The organism is Arthrobacter sp. B2I5, from assembly GCF_030816735.1.
Classification (GTDB): domain Bacteria; phylum Actinomycetota; class Actinomycetes; order Actinomycetales; family Micrococcaceae; genus Arthrobacter.
The window spans coordinates 4,597,852-4,622,037 of the sequence record NZ_JAUSYF010000001.1 but is presented as its reverse complement, the minus strand read 5'-3'; the positions used below and the strand labels follow the sequence as shown (position 1 = coordinate 4,622,037).

Annotated in this window: 21 protein-coding genes and 2 pseudogenes; 16 read left to right on the top strand and 7 right to left on the bottom strand. The window is 64.5% G+C overall.

The genetic code is table 11. The features are described from left to right. The first annotated feature begins 65 nt into the window (after window positions 1–65). Window positions 66–281 (top strand): hypothetical protein, encoded by a 216-nt coding sequence (locus QFZ60_RS21515; RefSeq protein ID WP_307093127.1) that lies wholly within the window; start codon window positions 66–68, stop codon window positions 279–281. Window positions 282–340: 59 nt separating this feature from the next. After that, window positions 341–835 (top strand): FBP domain-containing protein, encoded by a 495-nt coding sequence (locus QFZ60_RS21510; RefSeq protein WP_307093125.1) that lies wholly within the window; start codon window positions 341–343, stop codon window positions 833–835. A gap of 55 nt (window positions 836–890) precedes the next feature. Here the strand turns inward: QFZ60_RS21510 and QFZ60_RS21505 are convergent, their stop codons facing one another. The 4 genes and pseudogenes from QFZ60_RS21505 to QFZ60_RS21490 all read right to left on the bottom strand — a co-directional run bounded on the left by QFZ60_RS21505 (window position 891) and on the right by QFZ60_RS21490 (window position 7,659). Continuing rightward, on the bottom strand, window positions 891–1,574 hold the full coding sequence (locus tag QFZ60_RS21505) for a hypothetical protein (RefSeq protein WP_307093124.1): 684 nt from the start codon (window positions 1,572–1,574) through the stop codon (window positions 891–893). 184 nt (window positions 1,575–1,758) lie between these two features. Next, the gene (locus QFZ60_RS21500) at window positions 1,759–5,232 is read right to left on the bottom strand and encodes an ATP-binding protein (RefSeq protein WP_307093123.1); all 3,474 of its coding nucleotides are present in this window, start codon (window positions 5,230–5,232) and stop codon (window positions 1,759–1,761) included. 233 nt (window positions 5,233–5,465) lie between these two features. Continuing rightward, window positions 5,466–6,209, bottom strand: a pseudogene (locus tag QFZ60_RS21495) (DUF4194 domain-containing protein); the annotation flags it as partial. Next, on the bottom strand, window positions 6,202–7,659 hold the full coding sequence (locus QFZ60_RS21490) for a DUF3375 family protein (RefSeq protein ID WP_307093122.1): 1,458 nt from the start codon (window positions 7,657–7,659) through the stop codon (window positions 6,202–6,204). The pseudogene QFZ60_RS21495 and the gene QFZ60_RS21490, both read right to left, overlap by 8 nt. 257 nt (window positions 7,660–7,916) lie before the next feature. On the opposite strand from QFZ60_RS21490, the gene QFZ60_RS21485 reads away from it, so the two are divergent. From QFZ60_RS21485 to QFZ60_RS21475, 3 genes are all read left to right on the top strand, one after another. Further along, window positions 7,917–8,219: a hypothetical protein gene (locus QFZ60_RS21485; protein WP_307093121.1), complete on the top strand. Its 303-nt coding sequence runs from the start codon at window positions 7,917–7,919 to the stop codon at window positions 8,217–8,219. 61 nt (window positions 8,220–8,280) lie between these two features. Beyond that, the gene (locus QFZ60_RS21480; RefSeq protein ID WP_307093120.1) at window positions 8,281–10,281 is read left to right on the top strand and encodes an acyl-CoA dehydrogenase family protein; all 2,001 of its coding nucleotides are present in this window, start codon (window positions 8,281–8,283) and stop codon (window positions 10,279–10,281) included. A 64-nt stretch (window positions 10,282–10,345) separates the two neighbouring features. Beyond that, complete coding sequence (locus QFZ60_RS21475) at window positions 10,346–11,179, top strand: TIGR04086 family membrane protein (RefSeq protein WP_307093118.1); 834 nt, start codon at window positions 10,346–10,348, stop codon at window positions 11,177–11,179. On the opposite strand, the gene QFZ60_RS21470 is transcribed toward QFZ60_RS21475, so the two are convergent. After that, window positions 11,180–11,578 carry a YchJ family protein gene (locus QFZ60_RS21470; protein WP_307093116.1) on the bottom strand — a complete coding sequence of 133 codons (399 nt, stop codon included), beginning with the start codon at window positions 11,576–11,578 and terminating at the stop codon, window positions 11,180–11,182. Between the two features lie 164 nt (window positions 11,579–11,742). Here QFZ60_RS21470 and QFZ60_RS21465 point away from each other — a divergent pair, with 164 nt between their 5' ends. From QFZ60_RS21465 to QFZ60_RS21445, 5 genes are all read left to right on the top strand, one after another. Continuing rightward, on the top strand, window positions 11,743–12,402 hold the full coding sequence (locus tag QFZ60_RS21465) for a hypothetical protein (RefSeq protein WP_307093114.1): 660 nt from the start codon (window positions 11,743–11,745) through the stop codon (window positions 12,400–12,402). 54 nt (window positions 12,403–12,456) lie between these two features. Beyond that, window positions 12,457–13,461 (top strand): aldo/keto reductase family protein, encoded by a 1,005-nt coding sequence (locus tag QFZ60_RS21460; protein WP_307093111.1) that lies wholly within the window; start codon window positions 12,457–12,459, stop codon window positions 13,459–13,461. Then, window positions 13,462–14,322 (top strand): SDR family oxidoreductase, encoded by an 861-nt coding sequence (locus QFZ60_RS21455; protein ID WP_307093110.1) that lies wholly within the window; start codon window positions 13,462–13,464, stop codon window positions 14,320–14,322. It begins immediately after the preceding gene. A gap of 90 nt (window positions 14,323–14,412) precedes the next feature. Continuing rightward, on the top strand, window positions 14,413–15,537 hold the full coding sequence (locus QFZ60_RS21450) for a sulfite oxidase (RefSeq protein ID WP_307093108.1): 1,125 nt from the start codon (window positions 14,413–14,415) through the stop codon (window positions 15,535–15,537). Between the two features lie 30 nt (window positions 15,538–15,567). Beyond that, window positions 15,568–15,951: an RNA-binding S4 domain-containing protein gene (locus QFZ60_RS21445; protein WP_056332115.1), complete on the top strand. Its 384-nt coding sequence runs from the start codon at window positions 15,568–15,570 to the stop codon at window positions 15,949–15,951. Between the two features lie 17 nt (window positions 15,952–15,968). Here QFZ60_RS21445 and QFZ60_RS21440 read toward each other — a convergent pair whose 3' ends face one another. Next, the gene (locus QFZ60_RS21440; RefSeq protein WP_307093106.1) at window positions 15,969–16,481 is read right to left on the bottom strand and encodes a hypothetical protein; all 513 of its coding nucleotides are present in this window, start codon (window positions 16,479–16,481) and stop codon (window positions 15,969–15,971) included. 132 nt (window positions 16,482–16,613) lie between these two features. On the opposite strand from QFZ60_RS21440, the gene QFZ60_RS21435 reads away from it, so the two are divergent. Both QFZ60_RS21435 and QFZ60_RS21430 read left to right on the top strand, forming a co-directional pair. After that, on the top strand, window positions 16,614–17,231 hold the full coding sequence (locus QFZ60_RS21435) for a uracil-DNA glycosylase (protein WP_307093104.1): 618 nt from the start codon (window positions 16,614–16,616) through the stop codon (window positions 17,229–17,231). Between the two features lie 161 nt (window positions 17,232–17,392). Further along, the gene (locus tag QFZ60_RS21430; protein WP_307093103.1) at window positions 17,393–18,511 is read left to right on the top strand and encodes a thermonuclease family protein; all 1,119 of its coding nucleotides are present in this window, start codon (window positions 17,393–17,395) and stop codon (window positions 18,509–18,511) included. Between the two features lie 82 nt (window positions 18,512–18,593). Here QFZ60_RS21430 and QFZ60_RS21425 read toward each other — a convergent pair whose 3' ends face one another. Next, complete coding sequence (locus tag QFZ60_RS21425; protein ID WP_307093101.1) at window positions 18,594–19,829, bottom strand: hypothetical protein; 1,236 nt, start codon at window positions 19,827–19,829, stop codon at window positions 18,594–18,596. Between the two features lie 79 nt (window positions 19,830–19,908). Here QFZ60_RS21425 and QFZ60_RS21420 point away from each other — a divergent pair, with 79 nt between their 5' ends. From QFZ60_RS21420 to QFZ60_RS21405, 4 genes and pseudogenes are all read left to right on the top strand, one after another. Further along, entirely contained in the window at window positions 19,909–21,405 is a 1,497-nt protein-coding gene (locus tag QFZ60_RS21420; protein WP_307093100.1) for a class I SAM-dependent DNA methyltransferase, read from the top strand. Then, on the top strand, window positions 21,402–22,562 hold the full coding sequence (locus QFZ60_RS21415) for a restriction endonuclease subunit S (protein ID WP_307093099.1): 1,161 nt from the start codon (window positions 21,402–21,404) through the stop codon (window positions 22,560–22,562). Before QFZ60_RS21420 ends, QFZ60_RS21415 begins: the two co-directional genes overlap by 4 nt. Continuing rightward, window positions 22,562–23,500: pseudogene (locus QFZ60_RS21410) on the top strand (restriction endonuclease). The gene QFZ60_RS21415 and the pseudogene QFZ60_RS21410 overlap by 1 nt, the downstream one beginning before the upstream one ends. Window positions 23,501–23,578: 78 nt before the next feature. Continuing rightward, window positions 23,579–24,166, top strand: coding sequence for a hypothetical protein (locus QFZ60_RS21405; protein ID WP_307093097.1), 588 nt, complete (start codon window positions 23,579–23,581; stop codon window positions 24,164–24,166). The last annotated feature ends 20 nt before the right edge of the window (window positions 24,167–24,186 follow it).

The window sequence follows — 24,186 nt, the reverse complement described above, 5'->3', positions numbered from 1 at the left end:
CTTAAGTAAGGCTAACCTATGTAAAACATGATTACGCAACGCTTTTGTCACCTAATCCTTTCAACGTGACGAAGAGCACATTCGCCGGCAGCTTCTTGGACAGCAGCCGCCCCATTTGGCAGGATGGCCTTGCCGGTCCGGCGGCAGCTTCACCGGAAGCGCTGAACTGGCGCGCTGAACAGGAACAGGACAACGGGAACAATGCGCATGCAAAAGGCCGCACCGGCCGCCGCTGCCATGGAGAGCGGGGTGGCCGCTTTGGCCTGCTCCGCGAAGACTGACTGACTCTCCGTTACCTGGCCCGGCTTTGGGCCGCCCACCCTTTCACGAAAGTTCAGCCATGCAATCAGTCACGCCCCAACAAATCCGCTCATCCTTCATTAACGCCAGCCGCTCGGAAGCAGCCAAGCTCACACTGCCCAGGAAGTTCGACTCCCTCGACTGGGACAGCCTGGAGTTCCTGGGCTGGCGCGATGAAAAGATGCCGCTGCGCGGTTACCTGGTGGTTCCGGGATCCAAAGGCCTCACGGGGATCATGCTCCGGGCGCCCGAAGGGGGAGCCCGGAAGAACCGCTCCGTCCTGTGCGAACTGTGCCGCGACGTGTTCTCAAAGGAGGACGTGCTCCTCTGGGTTGCCAGGCGGGCAGGCCAGTCAGGACGCGACGGAAACACGGTGGGGACCCTGATCTGCGCCGACTTCCTGTGCTGCGGCAATGTCCGTAAGGAACCACCGGCCAACGAGATCAACCCGGACCCCGCCGTCGTCGTGCAGCGCCAAATCCGGGGCCTGCAGGACCGCACGGCGCAGTTCCTGGCCCGCGTCCAGGGCAAGTAGGCGGGCAGCAGGAAGCCCTCCCCCACCGCAGTGGAGGAGGGCTTCCAGCCGGCGGTCAGCGGTAGGAGAAGCTCATCAGCAATGCTTTCAGGGTGCGGCCTTCATCACCCCAGTACCAATCTTTTGCCGCCTGGTCGTTAGCGAATGAGGGACCGGTGAACAGCACGTCCGCGGTCAGGATGCGGTCCCCGAGCATCACAAGCCCGTATTGCACCTGCCCGTCGGGCGAGATCGGGGATCCCGCGGTCAGCCCCATGTGGTAGGTGGCAGTACCAAAAGCGTGGTCCACAAAGAACGACGAGCTGGGTGTGGGAACCGCAGCCCCGATCAATCCCGGCACCGGGTCCGTCTCAAGGATGAACCTGGAGACGTTGCCGGCCGTGGCGTCGCCAACCTGGCTGTAGTAGATGGCCACCTGCTCCTTGCCGCCGGCATCGTAGACTGTCGCAGTCTCCACCGCAGGGGACGCGGAAACCTGTTCATGCTCCACGCGCCACCCCTCGGGGTGGGCAAAGGACAGGCGGCCGTCTGCAAACGTGAAGGTCACCGGCCCGGCAGGAGCGGGAGAAGACGTGGCGACGGGAATGATTGCTGCAGGCGGGCTCGCCGCCGTCGTCCGGGCGGCAGGAGCCGTAGAGGAACCGCCGTCCGCGGCCGGGCCCTCAGCGCAGCCCGCGAGGGACAGCGCCGCGGCGGCGCTCGCTGCGAGGAGGAATGAAATGCGTTGCGATGGGCGCATGGCCATGCCTTTCAAGAGGACGCCATCGTTCTCTCGGGGAACAGTGCGGACCCAGCATCCTGCAGTACCTATGCGATTTACTCAGGCGAGGTGAGTTGGTAAAGCCCAGAGTGGCATAGCCGAATTACCGGACACCATGGCCGGAGCAATAAATCCATCAATTTGTTATATAGCAGGATTCCGTTCAGCGCAGGACGATGTCCACCGGGTTCGCCTCGGACCGCCAGGCACCTTCTTCGCCCGGCCGCGGCCGGATCACGGGCGCTGTGAGGACACCGGAGCGGTTGGTGCGGCGATCGCGGAGGATCTCGGTGACGGAGCCCAGGTGCCGGGACAGGTCGATCACGTTTTCCGGCGCAGCGAGCAGCAGCTGGAAGCCGAATTCGTGCAGCGCCTTGATGCCGGCACCGGCGAACTCCTCTGAGGCAAGCACAAAGGCCTCGTCCATCATCACCGTGCCGTACGTCGTGAAGCCCTGCTCGGCGATGCCCAGCTGGTAGCTCAGGGCCGCAGCCATGATGAACGCGGTGAACCGCTGCCGCTCGCCGCCGGACATGGAGCCGGTGTCCGCGTGCATGAACACCTCGGTCTTTTTGGCGCCGCCCTTCTTTTTTCCTCCAGCCGGGGCGGTGACTTCCCGGTGCTCCTTGCACTGGATGAACAGGTGGCCGCGGACGTCCAGCACTTCCGCGCGCCACCGCCGGTCTTCCGGCGCCTGCGATCCAAGCCTCTTGACCAGGGTTTCCAGGGACTTGTAGCGGGCGGTGAGCTCGGCGTCGTCGTTGTCCGGCCCCTCCCCCTTGGGTGCGTCCGTCCTGCCAGGCCGCGTGTGGCGCGCCTTCAAAGCGTTCTGGATGGCGTCCTTGAACTGCTTTGCGGTGGGCGGCAGCGTCTGCTTGATGTCCAGTTCCAGGTAGCTGCCTTCGTGGAAGTTCACCTGGGAGAGGATGCCGTTGAGGGGCAGGATGCGGCTGGTGATGGAGCGGCGCTCCTCGTCCAGCAGGTGCAGCAGCGTGCTGAAGGATTCGTGGGTGCGCTGGTTGAAGAACAGCCGGAACTCCGCCTCCTGGGCCGGCAGGCCGTCATTCACGATGGCGTGGTAGCGGGCCTCGAATTCGCTGGCCGCGCCGATGCTGGTGCCGTGGTCCGCCGAGATGGCGCTGCCCCACTCCCGCACGAAGCCTTCGAAGATGCGGGTGAGCCGCTCCGCCGTGGCCTGCCCCCGGGATTCAGCGGTGTGGAGTTCGCCCAGCAGGGCGGTACGGACCCGGTTGGCAAGGTTGTCCAGCTCGTGCATCTCGGTCACGTCGCCAAACTCCATGAAGTAAGGTTCCAGCGCCGTCGCGGTGGCGTCCGACGGCGGCGCCTGGGCCAGGCGGTCACGCGCGGCTTCCAGCAGCGAATCCGCAGCTGTGAGCTGCCGGTCCAGGGCCTTGTATTCGCTTTGCAGGACCGCGGCGGATTCGGTGCTGGACTGGTGCTTTTGCCGGATCTCCTCGATGGTGGCCCGCAGCGGCTCCAGGTCTGCCTGCGCGGCGAGGGCGTCCTTGAGCCGCTGGTCGATCCGGGTCAGCTCGTCCGCCGCCACGGCAGCAGACACCTGTTCCCAGGGTCGGTCGTCTTCCGCAATCCGCCGCAGCGCGTCGAGCTGGCGGCTCATGCCCTGGTGTGAATCCTCGCGGCTTTGCGCCAGTTCCGCGGCCTTGGCCACTTCCTGCCGGAGGTCCTCCACCTGGCCGGCCACGAGTTCCAGTTTGGCGGCATTGTCGAAGCCCAGGACATAGTCCTGCCGGCTGGTAAACCGGTCGTCCTTCTCCACGGTGTGCCGGTTACGCTTGACCACGCCGCCCAGGCTCAGGCCCTTGTCCAGCGCTGCCAGCTCGTCGGGGTCCTCCACGCACTGATAGGCGAAGTCCAGGGCGATCCGCTCGCGGACCCATTCACCGGCTTCGGCTGCCGCACCTGAGGCGAGGATGTCCAGCTTGGTGAGCAGGTCGCCGTCGCGCACGTCCTCCAGGGCGAGCGCACCGCCGGCGAGAGGCTTGGAGACGTCCACCGCCCGCAGCGCGCCCCGGATGCTGTGGTCGTTGAGGTAGCGGGTGACGGCGTCGAAGTGCTCACCGGGCACCAGCAGGGTGGTGGCCAGGCTGCGGAGCGCGCGTTCGGCGGCGGGGCGCCACCGTTCCTCGCCTTCGGCAAGGTCCATGAGTTCGCCGGCGAAGGGCATGCGGTCTTCCGGGACGCCGGTTGCGGCGGCGATGGCGGCGCGGTTTTCAATGCTCGACGGCGGCAGCAGGGACTTGCGCGTCTTCAACGAGACGAGCTCCTGCTCGGCAGCCGCCAGCTCCCGTTTGCGGCCGGCGTGGGCGTCGAAGGCCTCGAACCGCAGCTCCTGCAGGGCCTGCGAATCATCCTTCAGCTCGGCCGACCGTGCTGCCGCCTGCTCGTGGGCCTGCTCCCAGCCGGCGGCGCTCCACTCAAGCTGCAGTCCGGCGTCGGCCAGTGCCTGCTGGGCCGCCTCCTCAACCTGCCGCCGCAGCTTGAGGCCAACGCGGGCGTTCTCCAGCGACTGCTCAATCGCCGAAATCGCGTTGCCGCCCTGGTTGTTGTAGTCGGTTTCAAGCTGCCGCAGTTCCTTGGCCAGGTTGTCGCGGACGGCACGCTCGGCCCCGAGTTCCTTGGCCTTCGCCTGCGCCAGCTCCCGGAAACGGGCCAGCGTCTTTTGGTGGACCGTAACGGCGAGCTGCTGGCGGTACGCCTCGAACTCCTCGCCGACCAATTCCCGCAGCCGGTTCGCATCCAGCAGGGACTGCGCATACTCCCGGTTCAGTCCCGGAACAGGCGCCAACTGGTCGCGCTGCTGCCGGACATCCTCCAGCCGCTGCCGGATGGACATGAGGTTGCTGAATTCCTCCACCACGTCATCGGCGGCGGCCAGGGTTGCCGGAGCGTCCAGCACCTGGTCCCGGAAGAAGGTGTTGACGCTGCCGCCCAGCCCCTTGCCGGCCTGGATCACGCGCAGCAGGGGCAGTGCCTGGTCCGAGCTGATCCCCAGCAGCCGGCGGAACCGTTCGGCGAAGGCCTTGTGCACGTCGAAGACCTGGGCGTGAGGGAAGGTGGCCTCCAGGGCACCCTTGGTGAAGCGTTTGTCGGCGATGCCCTCCACTGCTTCGAGGTCCAGGGGCACAGTGTCGATCAGGTAGAACCGGCCCACGCTCGACTCCGTGCCGTTCTTGGGCAGGTCGAACAAGGCCGAGACCGTCACCCGCGTGCCCGCGGCGTTGTCGAACGTCAGCGCGACGGCGGACCACGTGGCACCCGGGCGCTGGAACGCACTCGCCGAGCCCTCCCCCACCGCTTTGTCTCCCACCTTGCCGCGCATGTAGGTGAACGTGGTCCGCTTGTCCTCCACGGCACCGCCAGAACGCTGGGCAGCCGCCTCATTGGACCGCGGCCGGGCATCGAAGACCCGCAGCATCGCGTCAAACAGCGTGGACTTGCCCACGCCCGAGTTGCCCGTCAGCAGGGTTCCGTTCCGGTCCACATGCATGGTGTGCGCGCCGTGGAACGTCCCCCAGTTGACCACCTGCACCAACGCAAGCCGCATCTGTCCCGGGTTCGTCACGTCACCCAAGGGGAGCATGCTCGCGATAGTCATTTGGTTACCTCAGTCGTGGTTCCGTTCGCGCCGCCACCGGACACATGCTCGGCGTGCTCGCTCGTTCCTCGCTTAGACGCACGCTGCCGCATGTCCCCGGTGTCACCGCTTGGGCCGGCAAGTTCCGCGCCCAAGGGAGACGACGCCGATGCCGCCCAGGGAGTGGCATCGGGCCTACCGGAGCCGGGCGCATCGTCCGCAGGACGAATGCTGCCCGGCGAAGGGGCGGGGGCGGCATCGGCGTCGTCGTCGTCCTCTTCCCGCGAGGCACCGTCGAGGTCGATCAGAGCCTCGGTACCGGTGGGATCGGTGCTTGCCGCCACCAGGGCTTCGATGTGGGCCGGGATGTCGCCGATGTTTTCGAACGGCAGGGCCAGGGGCAGGGCGTTGGAGATGGTGTAGACGTCGTCCAGTCCGGTGGGGAGCAGGAGTTGGCGGGCCAGGAGCTTGGTGATGGCCCGGGTCACCACGTCCGAGTCGCGGAGGGCGTCCTGCTGGCCGGCGGGCTGGTAGTGCGCCACGAGGTCGGTGATTTCCTCGCGGGTGATGGTGGGATCGGTCTGGGCCGTGACGTGGCGGTCCAGCAGCAGGCGGAGCCGGAGCAGCACGATGGTTTCCACCCGGCTGAGGGCGCGCTGCTGGCGCAGGATGCTGGACCGGGCGCTTCCCCCGATGACGTCCGGATCCACGGGGCGGAGGACCGCGATCTTGCGCTCGTGGTCCAGCTGGAGGGTTAGGAACAGCTCGGACAGGCGGCTGCGCAGGATCACCTGGTTGTCCAGCAGGGTGGTCCAGAGCTTCTCGTCCCGGCCGCCGTCGATGTACGGCCCCTTGAGGAGCTTCACCAGGGCCTGCCGCACCTTCATGGACAGCACGCCGGTATCGCCGGGGAAGAGGGCGGCGCCGTCGACGAACGTGTCGCGGGGTGACACCGTGAAGGGGTGCTCAACGGCCGTCGTCGTGATTTCCTCAGTCATCTGAATCCTTTGCGAGCGTAACCACGGGCAGGTAGGCCCTGCGGGTGGAGCCGTCGATCTGTTCGAAGTCCAGGCCATCCCAGGCGCCGCGGTCGAAGTCGGCCCCGGCGTGCAGGGCCTCCGACAGGAGCGCGCGGATGGTGTTGATGTGCTGCTCTTCCGGCGGCAGCTGCTGCCAGGCGTCGGCAAGGGTGGCAGCCCCTGCCATGGCGGACCGGACCACGTCCGGCCTGGCTTTGCCGGTCCTCGGCGAGCGCACCCGGTCCGAGTCGGTGAAGGCGATGGGATCGGCCAGCCGGGGTGGCGCCGCGAACTCGTCCGGGTCAAAGAGCTTCACCATGGACAGCGACTCGAACCCGGCGTTGTACAGGACAGGGCCGGGAACCAGCCCGGGGCGTTCGCGCTCGTAGGGAAGGGAACGGATGGCCTGCTCAGCCTCGCGCAGGACCTGCCGCAGCCGGACCGACTGCCGGAAGTCGTCGCTCTGGACGTAGGTGTTGAGGCTCTCGCTGAGCTTGCCGTAAATGCGCTGGATCTGGCTGTGCTGCTGGCGGAGTTCGGCCACCAGGTTCTTGAGCGTCTCACGGTCGTCCGGCGAGAGATCGTCGGCGAACTGGCGGCTCAGGACCTCCCCGATGGCCGACCGGAACCTCACCTGCTGCTGCGGGTCCTCCAGGAAGGCGGTAAAGGACCGGAACGTCCTGCCCTCGGGGCTTTGGCGGAGCCGCTTGTCCGCTTCCAGGACCTGGGCCATGGTGGCGCCCTTGGTCAGCGACTCCTCGATGATCTGGTTGCGCAGCTCGCCCACCAGTTCCTCGATCCGGTCACGCATCTTCTTATAGTCGGCGGGGAGGCTGGCGGCCAGGTCCAGGATGTTCCCGGCGGCCTCCACGGCTTCGTCGTCATCGAGCAGGCCGTCGAACTCCCCCGTGCTGATGTCCTGGATCAGCTGCTGCCGCTCTTCGATTTCCTCTTCCAGGGCTTCGAGCCGGGCGCTCTGGTCCGGGTTGGTCTCGTTGGCGAGCTTTTCCACGTCCCCCAGCAGCGTGCCCAGCCGTGAACCGTTCAGAGTTGACCGCTCGCTGGAGAGGCTGTCCAGGAAGGCGAGCACACGCGCCGCAGGCTCCGTGGCCTCGTAGACAATCCGGCCTGACTGGTTCCGCCGGGTCAGGAACTGCCGCCGGGTCCACTCGTCACCAAAGGCCTTTCCGTTGGCTCCTCCTCCCAGCCCGGGATCCTGGCGCCGGAGCTCCTCAAGGAAGGAGTCGACGTCGGCATGGAATTCCTCGAGCGGAACCTGTGGCCGGGTACGGGTAAAGGAAGCCTGGAGCACGGCAATCACCCAGGGCGCCGAACGCGTCAGGGCCCACGCGGGTCCCTTGGTGAGGAGTTCGAGGTCCCGGAGCCGGGCGCTGATGGCGTCAGCGGATGACCTGGCGGAGCGGGGCACGCACTCTCCTTGGCTGTTGGGCAGGGGCTTGGCAGGGCGGCACGCGAGGGACCGGCCGGAAAACTGCCAACTACAAGGTTAACGCAGGCCGCCGCGACCACTCCGTGACCTACCTGCCGGTAGTGTTTCAATCCCGTATCAAGAGTCACTTCTGCCCCATCCTGCTCTGGCTGGCTGTGCGGCTGTCCCCCTACGCTTCTGCTACTGGTCTTCGCCACAGCAGTCTTATGCAAAGCAACGTCGCAGCAGGGGGATTCATGCAGTTCGATCTAAGCTCAGTGGAAACAGCCACCTTGGTCTTCATCGGGACACTGGTATTCGGCGCCATCCTGGCCGCCTTCGTGCTCACCGCCGGGCTTATTGCCCTGGCCGTGCTGGGGGCAGGGAAGTTCACCTGGGTGGTGGTGTCCACTACGCTCCTGGCCGTGGTCCACGGCATCAACGCAGGCTGGGACAGGCTGGTCCATCGCGCCTCCGCAGTGGACCTGCCCGGCGATTTCCAGGGCCAGCCCGCCCCTAGCACCGGAACCTACCCGCGGGTAATCTTGAGGGACAGCTGAAGGGTTCTCCAACCCGGCGGATCCATGGCTACACCGGCCAATCCGGCCTAGGAGATAACCCATGACCTCCGCAACTGACAGCCAGGCCAAAGACGCCCCGGCTGAAGAAACCCCCGTCCCCGCCGGCAACATCGGCGCCGGCGCAACCGCTGAAGATGCACGCGCCGTTGCCGAGGCAGCCCGCGAATCCGGCTGGGACCGCCCCAGCTTCGCCAAGGGCCTGTACCTGGGCAGTTTCGATCTTGGCCTGGTCCATCCCTGGCCGGCCCCGGACCCCGCCTCCGTGGAAAAGGGCAAGGAGTTCATGGCCCGCCTCACGGAGTTCGCCAAAACCATGTCCGGGCAGGTCATTGAACGGGATGCCAAAATCCCCGACGAATACATCAACGACCTCGCGGAGCTGGGCGTCTTCGGAATGAAGATCCCGGAGGAATACGGGGGGCTGGGGCTCTCCCTGGTCTATTACGGCCGCGCCCTGGCCCTGCTGGGCAGCGTGCACCCCAGCCTGGGCGCCCTGATCTCGGCACATCAGTCCATCGGCGTGCCTGAACCCGTCAAGGTCTTCGGCACGCCCGAGCAAAAGCGGGAGTACCTGCCCCGGTGCGCCGCCGGCGCCGTCACCGCCTTCCTCCTCACCGAACCGGACGTGGGCAGCGACCCCGCCCGGATGGGCAGCACGGCCACGCCCACGGACGACGGCGACGCGTACCTTCTGGACGGCGTGAAACTTTGGACCACCAACGGGGTGATCGCCGAACTGGTGGTGGTCATGGCCGTTGTCCCCGCGCACACCGATCCGGATGGCACAAGGCACAAGGGCGGCATCAGCGCGTTTGTGGTGGAAATGGACTCGCCGGGCATCACCGTGGAAAACCGCAACGCCTTCATGGGCCTGCGCGGCATCGAGAACGGGGTCACCCGCTTCCATCAGGTGCGGGTGCCGGCCGCCAACCGGCTGGGCCGGGAGGGCCAGGGCCTGAAGATCGCCCTGACCACACTCAACACCGGCCGTCTGGCGCTGCCGGCGCTGTGTGTGGCGTCGGGCCGCTGGAGCCTGAAGATTGCCCGCGAATGGTCCAACGCCCGCACCCAATGGGGCAGGCCGGTGGGCGAACACGAGGCTGTGGGCAAGAAAATCGCCTTCATCGCGGCGTCGGCTTTTGCGCTGGACGCCGTGTTCGAACTCTCCGCGGAACTTGCCGACGCCGGGCAGAAGGATGTCCGGATCGAGGCCGCGCTCGCCAAGCTCTGGGCCACGGAAATCAGCTGCCGCATAGCTGACGAGCTGGTCCAGATCCGGGGCGGACGCGGGTTTGAGACGGCTGAGTCGCTGGCCGCGCGAGGTGAACGTGCGGTGCCGGCGGAGCAGCAGCTGCGGGACCTGCGGATCAACCGGATCTTCGAGGGGTCCTCCGAGATCATGCGACTGCTGATCGCCCGGGAAGCCGTGGATGCGCACCTGGCCGCCGCGGGCGACCTCGCGTCCCTGGATGCAAGCCTGGCCGACAAAGCCAAGGCCGCCGTCGGGGCCTCCGGCTTTTATGCCAAATGGCTGCCCAAGCTGGTGGCCGGCGCCGGGATGGACCCCCGCTCCTATGCGGAGTTCGGCAGGCTGGCCAAGCATCTCCGGTTCGTTGAGCGCTCGTCCCGCCGGCTGGCCCGCCAGACCTTCTACGGGATGGGCCGCTGGCAGGCCAAGCTGGAGCGGAAACAGGCATTCCTGGGCCGCGTGGTGGACATCGGTGCCGAGCTCTTCGCCATGACCGCCTGCTGCTCCCGCGCGGAGATGTTGCTGAAGACCTCCCCCGAAAAGGCCGCCGGCGCCTACGAGCTCGCCGATGCCTACTGCGAACAGGCAAGGGTGCGGGTGGACGAGTACTTCGACCAGCTGTGGCGGAACACCGACGACGCCGACCAGGCACTTACGCGCAAGGTCCTCGCCGGCGACTACACCTGGCTGGAGGCCGGGGTCCTGGACCCGTCCGAAGGCACCGGCCCGTGGATTGCCGATGCCTCGCCGGGGCCGTCCAAAAAGGAGGACCTGCACCGGAAATACCGGTAAAACCGCAGGTCACGAAATAGTAAGCACGCTTGCTATCGTCGGGGGCGGGTGGTTGAGTTGAACCATGAGCAGCTCAACGGACCCAGAGAACCTGCCTCCCCGCCGCGCCCGGGAGGACGAAACCACCCGAAGCGGAAGCTACCGGGACGCAGCCGCGGACGATGCCGCCACGCGCTCAATGGACCAAGCGCCCACACGCCCACGGGAAAGGGACTATTCCACTGCACCCTCGGCGGAGCGGGAATACCAGCATTCCCCCACCCGGGCCACGCCGGTGGTGGGGCCGGCGTCAGACCCCACGCTGGCGAACCGGGAAACCGCGGTGGCGCGCCAGAAGGAGCGGTTTGGCGGCATCAAGGTGGGCTCGGCGTTCTTTGGCTGGTTGACCGCCACCGGGATGGCCGTGCTGCTGACGGCGCTCGTGGCAGCTGCCGGGACCGCGGTAGGGCTTGCCAGCAACACCGACGTCAACGAGGCCGTGAACCAGGCCGCCCAAAACACCGGCACCGTGGGGCTGGTGGGCATCATCGTGCTCCTGGTGATCCTGTTCCTCTCCTATTACTGCGGCGGCTACGTGGCCGGCAGGATGGCCCGTTTCAACGGCGCCAAGCAGGGGCTCATGGTGTGGATCTGGGCGCTGATCGCGGCCGTCGTGGTGGCCATCCTGGGAGTTGTGGCTGGCCAGCAGTTCAATGTCCTGGCCAACCTGAACAGCTTCCCGCGCATCCCCATCAATGAAGGCCAGCTGACCACCACCAGCATCATCGCCGCAATCGTGGTGGCAGCCGTGGCCCTGGTTGGCGCGGTGCTCGGCGGCCTGGCGGGCATGCGGTTCCACCGGAAGGTTGACCGCGCCGGTTTCACCCCGGACAGCGAGTTTTACGACGACGAGCAATAGTCAGGCGAGGATGTCGCCGTCGACGTAAAGCCACCGGCCGTGCTCCCGGACGAACCTGCTGTTCTCGTGCAGGACCCCCCGCTCCCTGCCGTGCCGGTAGTACGCCTTGAACTCCACCGTGCCGGCGGTATCGAAAGGTCCGCCTCCGCTGGTGGCCAGGATGTCCAGGCGGCGCCACTGCATCGCCGGGTCCAGGTCAAGGCCGGCCGGTGCGGTGGATGGATGGTGGGTCCGCAACAGGTAGTCCTCATCCAGCAGCACGAACGCGCTGTACCGGGACCGCATCAGCTGTTCTGCCGTGGCAGCGAGCGCCCGGCCGGAATGGAACCTTCCGCAGCATTCGGCGTAGGGCTCCCCGGACAGGCACACACAGTTTGCGGACTCATTCAGTTCGGTCACCCGGTGATGCTGTCATATCGGGTAACAGCTTCGCTACAACCTCGGACCCGACCCGGGCCGCGGCGGCATGGCCGAACAAAAATCCGTATGGTGGAGAAGGAGCTTGCCCCCGGCACCGGATGCCCGGAGCGGACCCAGGATGCTGGCTGGAGAGGAGAGAAGACGTGGAGAACCCGGACACTCTCGTCCTCAACCTGACCTTCCTGGGCACTGTTGGCGTGGCCCTCATGATGTTCGGCGTCCTCTTCCTGCTCGGCGTCATCACCCTGGTCCTCGCGGGCATGGGGCGCCTTGCCGCCATTATTCTGATGGCCTTGTTCGGGCGGGTCCCCCGGAAGGGGAAACTGGCCCGGTTTGCCGGTCCATCCGCACAGCCGGCCCAGGCCCGCAAGCCGCTGGCGGCAAAGGCCGCAGCGCTGAAGCCGGACAAACTGAAAGAGTCGCTGCGCACCGCCGTCGTACGCCATCCAAAGCTTGCCGCCGCCCGGCCCGAGCCGCCGGTCCTCGCTGAAGACTGGGCCTCCGCCGTCGCCGAGGCCGACAAGCGCGCCCAGGCCAGGGCACGGGCCGCCGCGCCCGAAATCAAACTGTCGGTGCGGGACCTTCCGGACCCGGCCGTGCCCGCCGACAAGGTGGCCGAGGTGGCCCCGCTGGTGGAATCCGCCCTGCACAACCACCGGCCGCCGCATGAGCTGCCGCGATCCTTCAAGAAGCCCCAGCCGCCCCATCCGGTGCCGCCGCTGGATACCGGATCCCTGGTTTCCCTGACGGGCAAGCAGCAGGTGCTCAGGGAACAGGCGCAGGACGCGCACCCCCAGCCGTAAGGGAGAACGGCAGAGCCCTTACCCTGAGCAACCATCTGGGTTAGCGTGAAACCCATGGAATTCAGATACCTCGGAAACAGCGGCTTCAAAGTCTCGGAAATTACGTTCGGCAACTGGCTGACGCACGGCTCGCAGGTGGAAAACGACGTTGCCACCCAATGCGTTCGGGCTGCCCTCGACGCCGGCATCAGCACCTTTGACACTGCGGACGTCTACGCCAACACCGCCGCGGAAACCGTCCTGGGCCAGGCCCTGAAGGATGAGCGGCGCGAGTCCCTGGAAATCTTCACCAAAGTCTTCGGCCCCACCGGGCCCAAGGGCAAGAACGATCTTGGCCTGTCCCGCAAGCACATCATGGAGTCCATCAATGGCTCTCTGCGGCGGCTGCAGACGGACTACGTGGACCTGTACCAGGCCCACCGCTACGACTTCGAAACGCCGCTGGAAGAGACCATGCAGGCGTTCGCGGACATCGTCCGGCAGGGCAAGGCGCTGTACATCGGTGTCAGCGAGTGGACCGCGGACCAGCTCCGCGAGGGGCACAAGCTGTCAAAGGAACTGGGCTTCCAGCTCATCTCCAACCAGCCGCAGTACTCCATGCTGTGGCGGGTGATCGAGGCCGAGGTGGTCCCGGCGTCGGAAGAACTGGGTGTGTCCCAGATCGTCTGGTCGCCCATGGCCCAGGGCGTCCTCAGCGGCAAGTACCTGCCCGGCCAGCCCGCCCCGGAAGGCAGCCGCGCCACGGATGAAAAGGGCGGCGCCAAGATGATCCAGCGCTGGATGCGCGACGACGTCCTGGCCGCCGTGCAGGAACTCAAGCCGATTGCCGAGGAAGCCGGCCTGTCCATGCCGCAGCTTGCCGTTGCCTGGGTCCTGCAGAACCCCAACGTTGCCTCCGCCATTGTCGGCGCCTCCCGGCCCGAGCAGATCGCCGACAGCGTGGCTGCCGCCGGCGTGAAGCTCGAAGCGGAGGTGCTGAAGAAGATCGACGACGCCGTCGGCGGCCTTGCTGAGCGGGATCCTGCCCAGACCAAGTCGCCGGCCACGCGGGAAGCGTAAGTGGCGTCCCCGTCGGAACTGCCGAAGCTCGCGGTCACCGGGTCCACGGGAGGCCTGGGCGGAATGCTGTCGCGGCAGCTTGCCACGTCCGGTTTCGCCCAGCGCCTGCTGGTGCGCGACGCCGCGCGGGCACCGCAACTGGATGACGCCCATCCGGTGGTGTGTTCCTACGGGGACGGCGCCGCGTCCCGGCAGGCCCTGGACGGCGCCGAAATCCTGTTCATGGTGTCCGCAGCGGAGGCCGAAGACAGGCTGCAGCAGCATTATGCGTTTGTTGATGCCGCTGCGGATGCCGGGGTGCAGCACGTGGTGTACACGTCCTTCTACCGGGCCGCGCCGGACGCCACCTTCACCCTGGCCAGGGACCATTTCGCCACGGAGGAGCGGATCAAGGCGTCCGGGATGGACTACACCTTCCTGCGGGACAACTTCTACCTGGACTTCCTGCCGTTGCTGGCCGGCGGGGACGGCGTGATCCGCGGCCCTGCCGGTGACGGGGTGTTCTCGGGCGTGGCACGGGAGGATGTTGCCCGCTGCGCCCACGCAGTGCTGCGGGATCCAGCCATCCACAAGGGCAAGACCTACGACCTGACCGGCCCGGAGGAACTGACCATGGCGCAGGCGGCCGAGGTGTTGAGCACCGGGACCGGGCGCAGCATCAGCTACCACCCGGAGACGGTGGAGGAAGCCTACGCCTCACGGGCGTCCTACGGTGCTCCGCAGTGGCAGCTGGACGCGTGGGTCAGCACTTATACGGCGATGGCAGCGGGCGAGATGGCGGGGCTGTCGCCGGACGTCCACGGGCTGACCGGCCAGGACCCCATCAGCCTTGCCGGGTTCCTGACCCGGCCGGTGCTGTAGCTGGTTTAATTTCGTTGACGCGCGGGTGGTCCCGGCGTAGACCTGTTGGCGGGGGCGTCCCTCAAACTCCGCTACCAGAATCGCGTCGCCATGAACTACAGCAACCAGCAGCCCACCCGGGAACCGTCGGCGGAACAGGCAACTGCTGGAGCGCCCGGCGCGCAGCCCACATCGGATCCACTCACCCGCGAGGAGCTGCAGCTCGCAGCCCGCAACCACTCCCTGCCGCTCGAGATGCTCCGCCGCGAAGTGACACCGCCCGGGCTTCACTATGTGCTGACGCACTTCGACATTCCGGATCTCGATGCGTCCTCCTGGCACCTGCGGATTGGGGGTGCAGTGGAGCGCGCCCTGGAGCTGGGCATGGCGGCGCTGCGGAGGGATCCGGCCATCACCGTGCCCGTCACCCTCGAATGCGCTGGCAACGGCCGCTCGCTCCTGGAGCCGCGGCCCGTGAGCCAACCCTGGGTGCTGGAGGCTGTGGGTACGGCGTACTGGACCGGCGTGCCGCTGGCCTATCTCCTTGGCAAGGCGGGCGTGCTGCCGGATGCGGTGGAGGTGGTCTTCACCGGGGCCGATGCGGGGGTTCAGGGCGGCGTCCCGCAGCAGTACGCGCGGAGCCTGCCGATCCGCGAAGCGCTGCGTCCCGACGTCGTTCTCGCCTACAAGATGAACGGCGCCGACCTGCCGCCGCAGCATGGCTACCCGCTGCGGCTGGTGGTGCCGGGCTGGTACGGCATGGCCAGCGTGAAGTGGCTGCAGTCCATCGACGTGGTCCGGGCGCCGTTTACCGGGTTCCAGCAGCAGCCTGCCTACCGCTACCAGAGCACCGCGGACGACGTCGGCACGCCGGTTACGCGGATCAGGGTGCGTTCGTTGATGGTCCCGCCGGGCGTTCCGGACTTCTTCACGCGGCGGCGGTTCCTTCGCCCGGGACCGGTGATGCTGGAAGGCAGGGCGTGGTCAGGGGAGGGTGCCCTGACCGCCGTCGAGGTGGGCATTGACGGCACCTGGCTGCCGGCCCACCTGGACAAGCCCCTTGGCGGGTTCGCGTGGCGGAGGTGGAGCCTGCCCTGGGTGGCCGACCCGGGCGAGCACGTCCTGGCGTGCAGTGCCACGGACATCACGGGCGCTACCCAACCACTTGAGCAGAACTGGAACTACCAGGGAATGGGCAACAACGTGGTGCAGCGGGTCAGCGTGACGGTGGAGTGACCGGCCCCGGGGCTATACTCGGTGCCAATCATGACCAGTCTCCCTGCCTCCCCCGCCAGTGTCCGGATCGATGCCTGGCTGTGGGCCATCCGCGCCTATAAAACGCGATCGGCCGCCACTGCAGCCTGCCGGGCAGGGCATGTCCGCCTGAACGGAAGCCCGTCGAAGGCGTCGGCGACCCTGGTTACAGGCGACACCGTCACCGTCCGCATGTCCGGGTACGAGCGCATCCTGGAGGTCCGGCGGCTGATCGCCAAACGCGTTGGGGCCGAGGCGGCCTCGCACTGCTTTACCGACCACACTCCCCCGCGTCCTGTCCTGCCGGCGCTCGGCCTGCCGCAACGGGACCGGGGCGCGGGCCGGCCCACCAAAAAGGACCGCCGCGAGATGGAGCGTTTACGCGGCCCGGCGTGAAAGGCGTGCCGGAGGCATCAAGCGCCGGACCTGGCGCGCGCCTGCACGAGGTTGGCGAACGGCAACCGGCCGAACTCCGCCACGAACGCTGAATGGTAGGCCGCTTCAGCGCTGTTCAGCTGTTCCGCCGGGAGTTCTTTCCACGCAACGGCCAGTGATCCGGCGCCGGCAAGCTGCCAGATGGCGCGGCCGTCCCAATGCCCGGGCGGCTTTCCCTGCCCGAAATCCACAAACTCCTGGATCTGACGCCGGAGCCCCCGGTTCCCTTTGCTTCCGGGCCCGGCTTTTCCGACGTAGAGAACCACCACGCCGTCCAACCACTCGGCAGCCAGAGCGGCTGCAGGCAGGGACGGTTCCTTCTTCTTGAACACGCCCGCCGTGCTTTTCGTGAGGAAGCGCGGCTGGAAACCTTCGGGAGCCACCACGGCGAAGAGGCCTGTTCCTTGCGGGATCCTCATGGTTTCGAGGTCCTGGATCGGCCGGAAGCCGGCGAAGCCTTCGGCCTTCAGGCCCTTCCTGGTGAACTGCATAATCCATTGAACAGCATGTCCCCGGGCCGTTGCTGCCGCCCGGACTAAACTCGGTGTGCCCACCCTTCCCCGCAAAAGCGTAGAGTGACATAGGACGCCTGATTCTGGACGCCTCGCTGCCAAGGAGAAATCGTGACGATTGATTGGGACGAAAAAAAGGCCCTGCTACAGGAACCGAACATCGCGAAGGTAACCCAGCTATGCGATGAACTCATGGAAAAGAAGCCCGGTTCCACAGTCCCCTACATCGACCCCGTCCACGACGAAGATGAATGCAGGATCATCAGCCTCCAGGCCAGCCCCGGCAAGGGGACCGAATCCGGGTTTGTCTCACACAACAACGATGACGAAGCGGCCCGCCGCGCCACCCAGATCTACGAACTCGCTGAACTGGACCCGCGCTACGTCATGCCGTGGAACGCCTACCCTTGGGTCCGTGAGAGCGGCAGCCCATCGGCCCTGAGCGTCCAGGAGAAGACCGACGGCCTGCGTCCTTTCCGGCAGTTCCTCAAAATCAATTCCCGGGTTTCGGCGATCATTGCCCACGGCACTGACGCGTCCACGTTCCTCACCCTGTTCGAGAAGACCTACCATTCATCGCTGAAGAGCGCCGGCATCAAAATTTACAAGGCCTCCGCCCTTGGCGGGAGGGCCTTTGCTGTTTCCGAAGCCAAGCAGGAAGAGCTGCTGGCCAAGAGCGTGGACACCTACCGTGACGCCATGCAGCGGGCAGGCATCCAACACCTGTAGACCCAGTCCTGCTGCAAGCCCACAAAACTGCGCGCACCTTGATCCAACCTTGATCAATCCTTGCTTCTTCATCTTGAGCATTAGTGGAGTAAACACTCAGGATTCTCCGAGGTAGCGCATTAGAACGGCCTCGTTTCCTGCTGCATTTGGGGGAACTTGGCATGAAGAAACTAATCATTGCGTCACTGGCGGCCACTGGCCTGGTGGCAGGATCGTTCGCTGCGGGCGCGGCTGCCAACGCTGGTACTGGCACGGTAATGCGAGTGGTCGACGGGGACACGCTGGTGGTTTCCATCAACAATGGGGACCACACCATCCGGCTTCTGAACATCGACACTCCCGAAACCAAGGATCCAAACCAGCCAGTCGAGTGCCTCGGGCCGGAGGCCTCAAAGTACCTTGAGGATCTGCTCCCAAAGGGGACCCCGGTCAGGCTCGAGTTCGATGCCGAGCGTCACGACAAGTACGGCAGGACTCTCGCGGGAGTCTTCACTGCCGACGGGACCCTGGTCAACGCCAAGATTGCGCAGCAAGGACTGGGAATTCCAGTCGAGTACGGTGGCAACAGAAAGTTTCTCCCGCCTGTAGCAGCAGCATACGAAGAAGCCAGAACGTCCAAGACCGGGCTCTTCTCCGAGAGTATCGACTGCACACTTCCGGCTCAGTTAACTGAGACAACGAAGGGGCTGGAAACCGCCACCGCTGCTTCACCGGCGACAACCTCTGCTGCGGCAGGTACGGCGGCAAGCGTCATCGCGGCCAAAGTGGCAGCAGCGAAGGCACTGCGCAAAGTCCTTAACGGGGACAAAGCAACGGAGCGGGCCCTTTTGTGGGCAGGACTTTCTACTGCCACCCTGGCCAAACACGTATCGAACCTGGATAAGAAGATCACTGCCGCAGAAACGAAAGCGGAAGATACGAAGGCCCTGAAAGCCACCTTGGCAGCGGCGGAGAAAAAGGCCGAGGAGGAGCGTGTAGCGGCGCAGGCCAGGGCCGCTGCCGAACGCAAAGCAGCAGAGGAGCGGGTTGCGGCGGAGAAGAAGGCCGCAGACGAGGCCGCGGCTGCGGCTGCGGCAGCCGCAGCAAAAGCTGCAGCAGATGAAGCTGCCCGGAAAGCCGCTGCTGAGGCTGAGCGTTTACGCAATCTGCCGGTGCCGGCACCAGCCCCGGCGCCCTATGTCGCGCCAGCACCCCAGCCGTATGTTCCGCCTGCGCCCTCCACCAAATACACCGGACCGCGCTGCTACGCGCCCGGCGGCAAAACCTGGCGGCCGTGCTGACCTGGATTCCGCCCAGGTTCCCGGAACGGCCGAAGAGGCGCCGGAGGACCGACAGCGTCGCGGCCGGCACGCTTTCATAGGTTCAGTCGTCTGCCTCGACCTTCCGCCTCTCCTCAATACTCCGGGCCACGTGCAGGATTCCGTCCTCCACTCCCCCTGCGATCGCTTTAGGTGCTGCAGCCACTCCCCCGGCCACGACACTCACTGCGCCCGCCACCGAGGCTCCTGCCGCTTGTCCCAGCTCCATGACCGACTCGTGCCACTCCCGTCGCTGAAACTCAACGTTCAAGGGCATGTCATAGGCGTCAGAAAATGCTTTTAGAAGCCTGTTGATCTCGGCAACCGAGTCGTACAGCTTGGGCATTTCCAGGGGATTCATTACGCGGGACATCATGTCGACTTTGGCCGCCGCAGCAGCAGCTTCAGCAAGCCTTTGCAGTTTGGCCTTCGTGGCGTCGCGCCTGCGCACGCGGGAGCGCTCAACATGCTCAGCGTGGGGACCTGCGTTTCCTTCGGCAGCTCCGCGAATAATCTCGAGCGAATCCATACGCACCATGTTGGTCAATGCAACTGCGGTGATGATGAGCCAATGTTTGAGTTCTCCAGATGCAGCGAATTTGGCTGCATCCAGCCGTTTCCCAAATCCTCTGGCCTCAAGCCCTTCGCTTATCCCGTCAATATGGTTCAGCGCCACCGCCTGCATCTGGGCGAGCACTGCTGCCTGGCCAGCCACTTGGTCCCACAGCGTGTCGCTCAGCACGCCTGTGTCTTCAAAGTAGCCAAAAGCCTTGCCAAGGATGTGGCTGGTCCCCTGGATGTTGCCGAGAGCTTCATTGCGGGTGTCTCTGAGGACGGTATCCAGCTTGGCGTCGATCGATGCGAGTTGCACCTCCAGGCTGTGGATGGCTGTCCGGATGGCAAGCGTTGCTGCCAAGACATAGATGTTCCCCATAGCAGCAGGATTGACGGGAGTAGAACCGACCAGCTCAACCACTGTGTCGATGGTTCCGTCAGGCTGCCTCAGGACACCACTGACTATGCCGAACTTTTCCTTGGTCGAACCCGCCAATTGCAGGTAGCGGGCATATGACTCTGGTGTCATCTGGAAAGAGTTTCCGCTAATGCCGGCATTTGAAACTGCTCCTGCGACGCCCGCAGCCAGGGCAAGCATGTCCGTTAGCGCACTCCCTAACTTCGAAGACGCTTCTGGAGGAACATCCAGTTTTCGAAACAGTTCCGTGATGGCTTCGGGCGTACCTGCAACCAGGGCTGAGTCGCCGTCGACGTAGAGGGCAAGATTCGGGTCTGCATCATCCATAAGGCAAATCTTCACACACCCGTCCGACAGCTGGGGTCTTTGCCCGCCGCTGTCGTCCCATGACACTAAACTCGCATGGGTGATCACAGGTGAAATTAAGTCCCAGGTAGACAAGGTTTGGAATACGTTCTGGAGCGGCGGTATCTCCAACCCCTTGGAAGTCATCGAACAGATTACCTATCTGCTGTTCCTCAAGCGACTCGACGAGAACCAGACTCGCGAGGAGAAGCGCGCCAACCTGCTGGGGCAGCCGCTACAGAACGCCATCTTTCCTGAAGGTTTGGATCCGCAGGGACGTCCGTACTCAGATCTTCGATGGTCCAAGTTCAAGGACTTCTCCCAGTCCGAAATGTTTACGGTCTTTTCCCAGAGCATCTTCCCGTTCCTGCGCAATGAACTTCCCAAGCTGGCCAACGGCGAGGACTCTACCTACAGCCACCACATGAAGGACGCGCAGTTCAAGATCCCGAACGCGGGCGTCCTGAAGCAGGTTCTCGACGTCCTCGACAGCATCAACATGGACGGCAAGGACACCAAGGGGGACCTCTACGAATACATGCTCTCCAAGCTTGCCTCGGCTGGCACCAACGGCCAGTTCAGGACGCCCCGCCACATCATCGATCTCATGGTAGCCATGACGTCCCCGAAGCCGCTGGAGGCGATCTGCGACCCCGCCTCCGGCACCTGTGGGTTCCTGGTGCAGGCGGTCCAGTACCTCCGGGACAACAATCCGAGCCTGCTCACCAACGCGGAGACCGGCAAGTTCTTCCACCACCAGCAGTTCCATGGATATGACTTTGACTCAACAATGCTGCGTATCGGCTCCATGAACATGTTGCTGCACGGCGTCGAAAACCCGGATATCTCCTACCGTGATTCCTTGGCGGACCTCCATGCTGAAGAGGAAGAGAAGTACGACCTCATCCTGGCTAACCCGCCGTTCGCCGGGAGCCTGGATTACGACAACGTGGCCAAAGACCTCTTGAAGGTCGTCAAGACAAAGAAGACCGAACTCCTCTTCCTGGCACTCTTCATCAAGCTGCTCAAGCCCGGAGGCAGGGCGGCTGTCATCGTTCCCGACGGCGTGCTGTTCGGCTCCACCGGCGCCCACAAGTCACTGCGCAAGACGCTCGTAGAGGGCCATAAGCTCGACGCCGTGGTGAAACTTCCCTCCGGTGTCTTCAAGCCGTACGCAGGTGTATCAACGGCCATCCTGTTCTTCACCAAGACCAACTCCGGCGGCACGGACAACGTCTGGTTCTACGACGTAAAGTCCGACGGCTTCAGCCTCGACGACAAGCGCACCCCGCTCGGCTCCTCCGACCTCCCCGACGTCCTCACCCGCTGGAATGAACGTACGACGACGGAACTTGAGCGGGCGCGCACGGACCAGTCGTTCTGTGTGCCGCTCGCAGAGATCGCCGCGAACGACTACGACCTGTCGCTGAACCGCTACAAGGAGATCGAGCACGAAAACATCGAGCACGCCGAGCCGGAGGATATTCTCGCGTCACTCGACAGCCTCGAAGCCGAGATTTCTGAAGACATGGCGGAGCTGCGGGAGCTGTTGAAGTGAATGTCGTTTCGCTTGGGGACATTGCCACGATTGACCGCAGAACGGTTAAGCCGGAAGACATAGTTAGCGGGACAACGTACGTCGGCCTAGAAAACATCATTTCCGGCGGCGAATTCACATCCGTTGGAACGGTCAACAACGGCGAACTTGCCAGCGGAAAATTCACGTTCGACGATCGACATATCCTCTACGGCAAGTTGCGCCCGTACCTAGCGAAGATTGCAGTGCCTTCCTTCAGCGGTATCTGCAGTACAGACATCCTGCCAATTAGAGTGGGGTCTACTGCGGATAAGATGTTCGTAGCTCACTTTCTTCGGCAGGCTCATATTGTTGACCAAGTCAACGGATTAGCGGCAGGGGCCAACCTCCCTCGCATCAGCCCAACTGCTCTCGCCACGATTCAATTGCCGCTACCGCCACTCGACGAGCAGCGGCGAATTGCGGCGATCCTGGAAAAGGCCGACGAGCTCCGCGCCAAGCGCCGCGAAGCCCTCGCCCACCTCGACACCCTCACCCAGTCGATGTTCCACTTCATGTTCGGCGATCCCACAACCGCACCTCACCAGCAACCCTTGGGTCAATTATTGGCGTCGATCGACAGCGGTTCGAGCCCGGTTTCCGCGGACCGTCCAGCAGACACCGACGAATGGGGAATTCTCAAGCTCAGCGCCATCACAAGCCAGACTTACCTGGAGACGGAAAACAAGGCTCTACTCACAACGGCCCCTGACGCTCGCTATGAAGTCCGGACGGGTGACGTACTGTTTACCCGAAAAAACACGCCGAACTTGGTGGCAGCAGTGGTAATTGTGAGACAGACTCGCCCAAAGCTCCTGCTTCCAGATCTGATTTTCCGACTGAATATTGCCGACCGGCAAAGCCTTGAGAGCGAGTACCTCCAGGCAGTGATGTCCTACCCCACCAAGCGAGCGTCGATCCAACGTTTGGCTGGCGGAGCGGCGGCGTCGATGTCAAACATTTCCAAGGCCAAGCTGCTGACCGTGTCGATTCCCGTCCCTTCAATCGAACTCCAGCAGACCTTCGCGATCCGGATTGCCGCCGTTGAGCGCTTGAAGGAAGCACACCGCAAGCACTTGGCCGAGTTGGACGCACTGTTCGCTTCGCTTCAACACCGCGCCTTCAAGGGAGAACTCTAATGTCTGAAACGGCGACGGAAATGGTGGCAACGGAAGTTCCGATTTGGCCTGCACTGATCGTCCCGGTCCTGCAGGCGCTCGAGGACGGCAGGACGCTGCACCGCAAGGACCTGTTTCATCAGGCCGCTGACAATGCAGGCCTTTCAGAGTCGGCACGCCTTGAAACTCTGAATTCTGGCGGGCTTCGGTACGAACAGCGCATGGGCTGGGTCCTCAGTCACGTCACCCGGGCAAAGTGGATCGACCGTCCTTCTAAGGGCCATTACTGCATCATGGATGAGGGTAGGCGGTGGCTTAAGGAGAATCCTCAGGGCATCAACTACAGCCAGGCTCACGAGATTTTCGCGAAGTACTGGCCCAAGTCCGAAAAGGCCGCCGGTTTCCCGGAGGCAGTTGCCACGGAACCTATCGTGTCCGAAGAACTCGAGCCTGTGGAGCAGATCGAGGATGGCATTAACCGCATCCATGCAGAAGTAGGAGTTTCCCTGCTCGCTCGGCTACGCGAAGGCCACCCGGATTTCTTCGAGGAAGCTGTAGTCAAGCTTCTCCTCAAAATGGGTTACGGCGGCGCGGAACAGCGCGGCCGGCGCATCGGTGGATCGGGCGACGGCGGCGTTGACGGGGTAATAGATCAGGATGCCCTGGGGCTCGACCGGATATACGTCCAGGCCAAACGCTAAGCTGACGGCAACACGGTCGGCCGGGAAACTATCCAGGCTTTCGTGGGCGCGCTGCACGGCGTCGGAGCGTCCCGGGGCGTCTTCATTACCACCAGTGCCTTCACGTCCGGAGCACGGCAATATGCGGAGAACGTCCCCTCCCGGATCATCCTGATCGATTCCGCCCGCCTGGTTGGCCTGATGATCAAGTACCGGGTGGGCGTCCAGGTGAAGCAAAGCTACGACGTTGTGGAGTTGGACGAGGACTTCTTCGAATAGCGCGGAACTCTGAGGCGACCATCTTGTCGCACCTGCGCCATAGGTTGGAGCCGTCATCCAACCAAGGGCAGGGGCCACATGATCTCCGACATTATTTCCGGGCTCGACAAGAAGTTTGAAGGACGAATCAATGCGTTCTATACGTTCACGGCGTCCGCGTTAGCGATTGTCGCCATAATAAGCGTTGGAAAACCACCGCTCACCGTCTTGTCGACCGTGAGCAGCGGGTACTTAGGAGCTTCCATCCCTTGGTTTGAAGCCGGGCAGGCTTGGGTCAGTGCCAGGGACTGGCTAACACCGGGAATTTGCACAGCACTGGTCGTGCTTGCCGCCGTGGCTGTTGTGCTGCAGGGGAGGAAAGCGCTTCAAAGCCGCTCATCGGCGACACTTTGGCTTATTGCCGCTCTGGCCGTCTCCCGCGGAACTGACATGCTCGTCATAACTCTTGCCATTTCGGTAGTTCTCACTTGCGGCGGACTCATCAGGCAGCGCATTGATGAGTCCGGTCTTGTGCCTGCCACCGCAGCGACACTTGGTTTGATCGCTGCCCCTGTCAGATTGGTCGAATGGCTCTGCGGCCTCATTCTCAACGAAGATGAAGTCCAGGAGGTCCGAACGGCCGAGCTGGAAAAGCCGCTGCCGTCCGGCGCGCGAATTGTCCGTTGAGTCCTGGCCGAGCTGCTTTA